The organism is Lysobacter capsici (assembly GCF_018732085.1).
Classification (GTDB): domain Bacteria; phylum Pseudomonadota; class Gammaproteobacteria; order Xanthomonadales; family Xanthomonadaceae; genus Lysobacter; species Lysobacter capsici_A.
Genome location: NZ_CP076103.1, coordinates 89,377 through 97,955, shown reverse-complemented (window position 1 = coordinate 97,955; position 8,579 = coordinate 89,377). Strand labels below are relative to the sequence as shown.

The 8,579-nt window shown below is 68.6% G+C and carries 10 protein-coding genes; 8 read left to right on the top strand and 2 right to left on the bottom strand.

The features are described from left to right. Nucleotides 1-429: 429 nt before the first annotated feature. The 7 genes from KME82_RS00440 (at nt 430) to KME82_RS26915 (ending at nt 5,715) form a co-directional block, all read left to right on the top strand. Entirely contained in the window at nt 430-1,218 is a 789-nt protein-coding gene (locus KME82_RS00440) for an ABC transporter ATP-binding protein (RefSeq protein ID WP_215496781.1), read from the top strand. Then, a complete protein-coding gene (locus KME82_RS00435; protein WP_215496780.1) occupies nt 1,218-1,967 on the top strand; it encodes an MlaE family lipid ABC transporter permease subunit in 750 nt (249 codons plus the stop codon). Before KME82_RS00440 ends, KME82_RS00435 begins: the two co-directional genes overlap by 1 nt. 262 nt (nt 1,968-2,229) lie before the next feature. Continuing rightward, entirely contained in the window at nt 2,230-2,796 is a 567-nt protein-coding gene (mlaD, locus tag KME82_RS00430; protein WP_215496779.1) for an outer membrane lipid asymmetry maintenance protein MlaD, read from the top strand. Then, complete coding sequence (locus tag KME82_RS00425; protein WP_215496778.1) at nt 2,793-3,455, top strand: MlaC/ttg2D family ABC transporter substrate-binding protein; 663 nt, start codon at nt 2,793-2,795, stop codon at nt 3,453-3,455. The genes mlaD and KME82_RS00425 overlap by 4 nt, the downstream gene beginning before the upstream one ends. Nucleotide 3,456: 1 nt before the next feature. Beyond that, nucleotides 3,457-3,744 (top strand): STAS domain-containing protein, encoded by a 288-nt coding sequence (locus tag KME82_RS00420; protein ID WP_215496777.1) that lies wholly within the window; start codon nt 3,457-3,459, stop codon nt 3,742-3,744. Nucleotides 3,745-3,854: 110 nt separating this feature from the next. Next, on the top strand, nt 3,855-5,120 hold the full coding sequence (locus KME82_RS00415; protein WP_345777960.1) for an MlaA family lipoprotein: 1,266 nt from the start codon (nt 3,855-3,857) through the stop codon (nt 5,118-5,120). Nucleotides 5,121-5,430: 310 nt separating this feature from the next. After that, nucleotides 5,431-5,715: a DUF6053 domain-containing protein gene (locus tag KME82_RS26915; protein ID WP_430538768.1), complete on the top strand. Its 285-nt coding sequence runs from the start codon at nt 5,431-5,433 to the stop codon at nt 5,713-5,715. A gap of 1 nt (nt 5,716) precedes the next feature. On the opposite strand, the gene KME82_RS26910 is transcribed toward KME82_RS26915, so the two are convergent. Further along, nucleotides 5,717-5,893: a DUF6053 domain-containing protein gene (locus KME82_RS26910; RefSeq protein ID WP_430538874.1), complete on the bottom strand. Its 177-nt coding sequence runs from the start codon at nt 5,891-5,893 to the stop codon at nt 5,717-5,719. 39 nt (nt 5,894-5,932) lie between these two features. Beyond that, the gene (rmuC, locus tag KME82_RS00410) at nt 5,933-7,591 is read right to left on the bottom strand and encodes a DNA recombination protein RmuC (RefSeq protein WP_215496776.1); all 1,659 of its coding nucleotides are present in this window, start codon (nt 7,589-7,591) and stop codon (nt 5,933-5,935) included. Between the two features lie 563 nt (nt 7,592-8,154). Between rmuC and KME82_RS00405 the strand changes: the two genes are divergently transcribed. Further along, nucleotides 8,155-8,478, top strand: a complete 324-nt coding sequence (locus tag KME82_RS00405) for a hypothetical protein (RefSeq protein WP_056109442.1) — start codon at nt 8,155-8,157, stop codon at nt 8,476-8,478. Nucleotides 8,479-8,579 lie beyond the last annotated feature (101 nt).

The following is an 8,579-nucleotide window of genomic DNA, read 5'->3' as shown; positions in this document are numbered from 1 at the left end:
CCTCCTTTTACAAAGGGACGGGACGGGACGTATTTGCAACGCCTGCGCCGCACAGACGAAGCAGGAAACTGGCGCGCTTCCGACAAGCCGCGCACGGTGGGTGCGCAGCGACCCGTCCCTTTGAAAAAGGGGGGCAGGGGGATTTGCTTTGGCTCTCAGCCAGCACGCCCCCACTTAAAACCGTTTTAATCGCCCCCCATCACCATCGCCCCCACCCACCGACCCCATCGGTCGAACACCCCGTTGCGGTACAGGCACGAGCCCGGCCGGCTAAGCTGCGACAATGACCGACGCTCCACCCCCGTTCAGCCGCAGTGGGCCAAGCTGCGCCGCTTCGCCGGCCCTTACCGGCCGCGGCGCTTACGTCCGCAGCCCTGACCGGCCCATGGTTCCGCCGTTCGCCCATTCCCGCACGGATCGCCGCCCCGCATGACGACGCCAACGCCCATCGTCCGCCTGACCGACCTCCGCCTCGACCGCGGCGGCCGCAGCGTGTTGCGCGGGATCAACCTGTCGGTACCGCGCGGCAGCATCGTCGCGGTGCTCGGGCCGTCGGGCAGCGGCAAGTCGACCTTGCTGTCGGCGTTGACCGGCGAACTCGCGCCGGCCTCGGGCACGGTCGAAGTGTTCGGCCAGGCGGTGCCGCAGAACCAGCGCGACCTGCTCGAACTGCGCAAGGGCATCGGCGTGCTGCTGCAGGGCAACGGCCTGCTGACCGACCTGACCGCGGCCGAGAACGTGGCCCTGCCGCTGCGCGCGCACACCCAGCTGCCGCCCGCGCTGATCCGCCGGCTGGTGCTGATGAAGCTGCACGCGGTCGGCCTGCGCGCCGCCGCCGACGCCTACCCGCGCGAGCTGTCCGGCGGCATGGCCCGCCGGGTCGCGCTGGCCCGCGCGCTGGCGCTGGACCCGCCGCTGATGATCTACGACGAACCGCTGACCGGGCTCGACCCGATCGCGTCGGGCGTGGTCATGAGCCTGGTCCGCCGCCTCAACGACACCCTCGGCCTGACCAGCATCATCGTCACTCACCACGTCCACGAGACCTTGCCGGTGGCCGACCACGCGATCGTGATCGCCAACGGCGGCATCGTGTTCTCGGGCACTCCGGCCGAGCTGGAACACAGCACCGACCCGCTGGTGCGCCAGTTCCTGCGCGGCGAGCCCGACGGCCCGATCGGCTTCGACGCCGCCCCCCGCACCTCGGAGGCCGCGTGATGCCTTTCATCGAAGCCACCCGCTCGCTCGGCCGCGCCGGCCTGTTCTCGCTGTCGGTGCTGCGCGCGTCCAAGCCGACCGCCGACTTCTTCCGCGAGCTGATCCGCGAAATCTACAAGATCGGCGCACGTTCGCTGCCGATCATCGCCGTTGGCGGTGCGTTCGTCGGCCTTTCGGTAACGCTATTGGGTTACCGCGCACTCGACACCTACGGCGCCGCCAACCAGGTCAGCGCCATGCTCGGCCTGGGCCTGTACCGCGAACTCGGCCCGGTGCTGACCGCGCTGCTGTTCATCGGCCGCGCCGGCAGCTCGATCGCGGCCGAACTGGGCCTGATGCGCGCGACCGACCAGATCACCGCGCTCGGCCTGATGGCGATCGACCCGATCGGCAAGGCGGTGGCGCCGCGGTTCTGGGCGGCGGTGCTGTGCGTGCCGCTGCTGACCGGGTTCTTCTGCAGCCTGGCGATCACCGCGAGCTATTTCGAATCGGTCCACGTGATCGGCCTGGAGGCCGGCACGTTCTGGCAGGTGCTCAAGGACAGCGTCGATTTCTACAACGACTTCCTGATGGCGTTCGTGAAGTCGGCGGTGTTCGGCGGGACCGCGGCGCTGGTCGCGGCCTATGTCGGTTTCCATGCCGAGCCGACCATCGAAGGCACCTCGGTGGCGACCACCCGCGCGGTGGTGAACGCCTCGCTGCTGGTGCTGATGTTCAATTTCGTGATGTCGGCGTTCTTGTTCAGATAAGCAATGCCTTCTCCCGTAAACGGGAGAAGCCTTCAGATGTCCCTTCTCCCGCTCGCGGGAGAAGGTGCCCGCAGGGCGGATGAGGGACACGGCGAGGTTGCAGCGCGAAGCGCGCGCCCTCACCCCAACCCCTCTCCCGCAGGCGGGAGAGGGGCTTCAGCGCTGCCGCGGGCCGAAACCCTTCGCAGCATCCACACCGTTCCATGCATACCGTTCCCACAGCCGCGTTGATCCACGCGGGCTTCATCCCCAAGGTGGTGCCATGTCCATCCGCAGTCCCCGCATCGAATTCGCCGTCGGCGCATTCCTGCTCCTCGCCCTGGCGTCGCTGCTGGTGCTGGCGATCGCCTCGACCAACGGCAAGTTCGGTTTCGGCGGCGATAGCTACAACATCACCGCCAACTTCACCACGATCGGCCCGCTGCGCCCGAACGCGCCGGTCAAGATCGGCGGCGTCACGGTCGGCCAGGTGACCGACATCACGCTCGACCCGGTCAAGTACCAGTCGGTGGTGACCCTGGCGATCAACAAGCGCTACACGCTGTCGGCCGACACCTCCGCGGGCATCCTCACCAGCGGCCTGCTGGGCGAGAGCTATGTCGGGCTGAGCCCCGGCGGCGACCCGGAAAACCTCAAGCCCGGCGACAAGATCTTCCTGACCCAGCCGGCGGTCGACCTGATCCAGCTGGTCGGCAAGTACATGTTCAGCGGCGGTGGCGCACAAGGCGGCAATGGCGGCGGCGCGGCCGCGGCCAAGCCCGCCGACGCCGGCGTTCCCGATTACCTCCAGGGCGAACAAGCCGCCCCCTCCGACGAGACCAAGAAATGAAGCGCTCCCTGATCGTTACCGTCCTCGCCTCGGCCCTGATCGCCGGCGCTCCCTCCTTCGCGTTCGCCCAGGCCACCGCGGCCCCGGGCCAGGCCGCGCCCGCCGCCGGTTCGCCCAGCGCGATGGTGCTGGCCAACAGCACCCGCATCCTGTCGACCCTGGAATCGCGCCGCGCCGAGTTCAGCAAGAACCGCGCCGCGCTGAGCCAGTTCATCACCACCGAGTTCAACCAGGTGTTCGACCGCGACTACGCCGCGCGCCTGGTCCTGGGCACCCACGGCCGCGGCGCGTCCGACGCCGATGTCGGCCTGTTCGCCGACGCGCTGACCGGCAGCCTGATGCAGCGCTACGGTTCGGCCCTGCTCGACTTCAACACCCGCCTGCAGGTCCGGATCAAGTCCGAGACCCCGCTGCGCGGCGGCGCCATCGTCAAGGTCTCCAGCGAGTTCCTGCGCCAGGGCGGCGAACCGGTGCCGGTGGACTACCTGCTGCGCAAGAACGGCGCACAGTGGAAGGTGTTCGACGTGATGGTCGAAGGCGTCAGCTTCGTGCAGACCTTCCGCAACCAGTTCGACACCCCGCTCAACCAGAAGTCGATCGCCCAGGTCGCCGCCGACATCAAGGCCGGCAAGCTGCAGGCCCAGGCGAGCGGCAACTGAGATGAGCGCGGCCGTGGCCAGCCTGCGCAAGGACGGCGACACCCTGGTGTTCGCGGGCGCGCTCGATCGCGCCGCGGCCGCCGCGTTGTGGCCGCAGGCGCGCGCGCTGGTCGCCGGCACGCGCCGGTTCGACCTGACGGCGGTCAGTTCGGTCGACAGCGCCGGACTGGCGCTGCTGGCCGAGTTGGCCGAGCAGGCGCCCGGCGTGGACGTGCAGGGCGACCCGCCCGGCCTGGCCGAGCTGCGCGCGGCCTACCGGCTCGACGCCTCGCTCGGCTTCGCCAGCTGATCCGTACCCGGGAACACACGTACGCGTACACGTTCACAGTTGCGGTCGCCGACGCCCACGGACGTGGCCTGGCCGCCCCCACCGATGTAACGGAAGACTAGACTGCCACCATGCGCCCCCACGCACTCCCCTTAGCGCTCGGCCTGATCCTGGCCGCGCTGCACTCCGCACCGGCCCTCGCGCAGGACGCGAGCCCGGATTCGTACAGCGCCGCGGGCTTGATCGCGCCGACTACGGCGATGGTCGCCGCCGAGGCTTCGCCGCCGGCGGTCATCGCGCCCGCCCCGGCCGAATCGGCACAGGTCGCGGCCTCGTCGCAGGCGCCGGTGCAGACCGACTCGGCGAACGCGTTGTCCGCGGCCGGCGTCGCCGCGAGCGCGCCGATCGATGCGGATGCCAATGCGCTTGCCGAGGCTTCCTCGCTGCAGTCGGTTTCGGCCGCGCACCCCGACGATTTTACGGTGGTGCCGCTCAACCTGGATCTGGACTACAGCCTCGCCCAGGTCGATCCCGCACCGCCGGCGCTCGACCCGGCCGCGGCCCAGCCGACCGACCCGGTCGCCGACCCGCGCACCGCCGCCGAGCGCGACTTCGACGACATCTACGGCACCTCGCAGGCCTACGACCCGGTCGCCGATCCCACCCTGCCGGCCCCGGCCAACGTGCCCGGCGCCTACGATCCGTGGGAGAAGTACAACCGCAAGATGCACCGCTTCAACATGGCGGTGGACAAGGGCATCGCCCGACCGCTGGCGCGCGCCTACACCAAGGTGGTACCGCGGCCGGTGCGCCTGGGCGTGAGCAACTTCTTCAACAACCTCGGCCAGCCGGTGTCGATCCTCAACGCGCTGCTGCAGGGCAAGCCCAAGCAGGCCGCGCAGTCGCTGGGCCGGTTCGCGCTCAACAGCACCCTGGGCATCGCCGGCATCTTCGATCCGGCCAGCGACGCCAAGCTGCCCAACCGCAGCGAAGACTTCGGCCAGACCCTCGGCGTGTGGGGCTGGAAGCGCTCGCGTTATCTCGAGCTGCCGCTGTTCGGGCCGCGCACCGTGCGCGACGCGTTCGGCGCGCTCGGCGACGCGCCGCTGAGCCCGCTGCGCCAGGTCGAACGCGACCGCATCCGCATCCCGCTGCAGGGCCTGCAACTGGTCGACGTGCGCGCCCAGCTGCTGCCGCTGGACAGCCTGCGCGAAGGCGCCGAAGACGAATACGCGCTGGTCCGCGATTCGTGGACCCAGCGCCGCGACTATCAGATCTTCGGCGACCGCATGGACAAGAACAGCGACGACCAGCTGCCCGACTATCTGCAGGACGACAGCAACCCGAGCGTCCCGGCCGATGCGATGCCGGTGATGCCGACCGACGGCGGACACTGAGCGCCGCACGGCGTCGCCTCAAGCCTTGGATGTACGAACGGCCCGGATGCGAATCCGGGCCGTTTTGTTTTGCCGTTTTGTTGTTGTCGGGCGCGCGCTTTTCCCCAAGGCCGACGCTCCCGAGGCTGGGCTTGCCTCCTGCCTAAGCTGGTTTTCGCTCCCCCGAAGCAGCCCCCTCTCCGAAGCTGGCCCTCCCTCTCCCGAAGCCGGCCTTTCCCCCCTTTGAAAAAGGGGGGCAGGGGGGATTTGCTCTTGCTCTGCGATCGCCGCGCCAACCAGCAGCCAAAGCAAATCCCCCACGCCGCAAGCGATGCCCGTTCCATGGTTACGCAAGGCGCTCGCCCCCTTTTTCAAAGGGGGCAATGGATCGCGGCTTCGTCATGCAGATCGCTTGACCGTCGCCGATGGCGACAGGATTTCGGACTCACACACGCCACCGGCACCATCAGCGCCGAGGGCTTTTGTGGGAGGGCCTTCAGGCCCGACGCTTTTCGCTCCGCGGCGACGAAGTTTCGAAGCGACCGGAAACAAGAGCGTCGGGGCTGAAGCCCCTCCCACAAAAGACAGCCCTCCCACAAGAGACCTCGACAGATAGCTCAGACCTCGCTGCGGTCTTCGCCGACGCTGTCGCTATCGCCGTTGCTGTCGCTGCCGTTTTCGTCGGTCTCGAGGTCTTTTGTGGGAGGGCCTTTAGGCCCGATGCTTTTCGCTCCGCGGCGACGAAGTTTCGAAGCGACCGGAAACAAGAGCGTCGGGGCTGAAGCCCCTCCCACAAAAGACAGCCCCCCCCACAAAAGACCTCGACAGGCCGGTCAGACCTCGCTGCGGTCTTCACCAACGCCGTTGCTGTCGCCATCGCCATCGCTGCCGTTTTCGTCAGTATCGCCACGCTCGCTCGCACCATTCGAATCGTCGGCATCCGCGCTCAACAGCCCCGCCGCGCCCTCGATCGGCCGCGGGCCGTCGGGTTCGAGCCCATCGTCGCTCGCCGCATCGTCGGCCGACAACTCGACCAGTTTCGCCGGCAACGCGCGGGTCGGCTTGACCCCCATGTCGCGCAGCATCTCGGCCTGGCGGATCACGCTGCCCTTGTTGCGGCTGAGTTTGTCGCGCGCGCTGTCGAAGCTGACCTTGGCCTGGTCGATGCGGTCGCCGACTTTCTCCAGGTCGGCCACGAACGAGCACAGCCGGTCGTACAGCTGCGCGCCGCGCTTGGCGATTTCCTGGGCGTTGCGGTTCTGCGCTTCCTGTCGCCACAGATGGGCGACGGTGCGCAGCACGAACAGCAGGGTCGACGGGCTGACCACCAGCACGTTGCGCTGCCAGCCGTCCATGAACAGATTGCGGTCGTGGGTGACCGCGAGCATGAAGGCCGGTTCGATCGGCACGAACATCAGCACGAAATCCAGCGAACGCAGGCCGTACAGTTCCTGATAGCGCTTGTCCGACAGGCCGCGCATGTGCGTGCGTACCGAGTCGAGATGGCGCTTGACCGCGCGCGCGCGCTGCTCCTCGTCCTCGGCGCTGGCGTACTCCTCGTAAGCCAGCAGCGAGACCTTGGAGTCGATCACCAGATGCCGGTCTTCGGGCAGGTGGATGGTCACGTCGGGCCGGCGCTCGCCGTCCTCGGTGCCGTGGCTTTCCTGGACGTCGTATTCCTCGCCCTTGCGCAGGCCGGCCGATTCGAGCACGCGTTCGAGGATCAACTCGCCCCAGGCGCCCTGGGTCTTGCTCGAGCCCTTGAGCGCGGTGGTGAGGTTTTTCGCGTCTTCGCTGAGCGATTGGTTCAGCGCCATCAGCTGCCGCACCTGTTCGCCCAGCGCGGTGCGGTCGCGAGTTTCGTTGTCGTAGACGGTCTCGACCCGGGTCTGGAATTCGGCCAGCTTCTGCTGCAGCGGATCGAGCAACAGGCCCAGGTGGCTGCGATTCTGCTCGGTGAAGCGCTTGCTCTTTTCTTCCAGGATCTCGTTGGCGAGGTTCTTGAACTGGGTGGTCAGTTCGTCGCGCACGTCCTTGAGCTGGGCGATCTTTTCCTGCGACTGGCTGCGCTCGGCGTCGAGCTGGGTGCTCATGCGGCTGAGTTCGACGCTGCGCCGCTGCAGCTCGGCAGTGGCCGCGTCGCGCAGGCGTTCGGCGTCGTGCAAGTCGGCGCGCAGGCGTTGCAGGGCCTGCTGTTCCTTTTCCAGTTCGGTGGTGGCGCGGCCGATGGCCTCGCGCAGCTGGCCGCTGTCGTGGATCAGGCGGTCGCGCAGGTCCTCGAGTTCGTCCAGGCGCCCCTGCAGTTCGGGAATGCGCGCGCTGCGCTCGAGCAACTGCGCGCGCTCGGTGTTGGCCGCGTTCAATTGCGCGCCCAGCTCGCCGCGCGCGGCCTCCAGCGTGCGCGCGGCGCCGGCGCGCGCGAGCAGCCAGGCGAGCGCGGCGCCGATCAGCAACGCGAACACGATGGCGAACACGGCGGCGGTCAGGGGCATGGGGACTCTGCGGAAAAGCGGGAGGGGCGACGGCGTGGCCGGCGGCGCGGCGATGGGCCGCTGGGTGGGGGCAGGCGCGAATCGGGCGCCGGCGGCCTTAGTTTAAGGGGCCAGTCTAAGCGGGTGAGTCTCAGCATCTGCGACGCAGGGGTAGCGATGGCTGGATCGGGTCGGCGCGGGTGGGGCGTTGGGTCTTTTGATTGCCGCGCTGCGATTGTGTCGGTTCTCGATGCAGGACGCGGCCCATGAGGATTTCCTTCGGTCGCGGGCCGCGGCCGCGAAACCGCGCCTGCGAGGCATGCGCGGTTTCGCGGTCGCGACTTGCCTCGCTCCTACAGGGGGAGCGGTCGCGGCCAGGGTGGCGGTCGCAACCGGTGCGGCGCGCGTGGGCGAGGCTGGGTGACCGTTCCAGTGCCCGGAATAAACGTGACTTCAATCACATTTGACCACTCGGCCACGCCGCCTGTGTTCCGTACGGCACCCGATTGCGCATATCCAATGTGCCAATCTTGCCTGCCCACCGGTTCGGCACCTGCCGCCCCGTCCGTGCAAGGACCGTTCGCATGAACCCGCAAGATCCCAGGCTGTACGCCGATCCGCGCGGCGTCTGGCGCGACGACGGCGCCGGACGCATCCACGGCATCCGCTGGACCGACATCGACGGCATCGACGGCTACGCGATCGACGCGAACGAGCGCCGGCTGATCTTCGTCGAGGTCGGTACCGCGACCGGCGAGCGCCTGGAGCTGCGCACCGATTGGCCGGGTTACCGCGAAGTCGCGATGGCGATGAGCGTGCATCTGCCCGGGCTGGACGTGGGCGCGCTGCAGCGCCTGGAGCAGACCCGTCCCGAAGATCCGCCGACGATTCTGTGGTGGAAGGACTGAGCGGAAACCGACGCCGGCGTCCGATCGGTTCGATCTGTTGCCCTCCGATCGCGCGTGCGCCTACTCTGCTGCGATCACGCAAGCGCGCAGGGACACCCGGC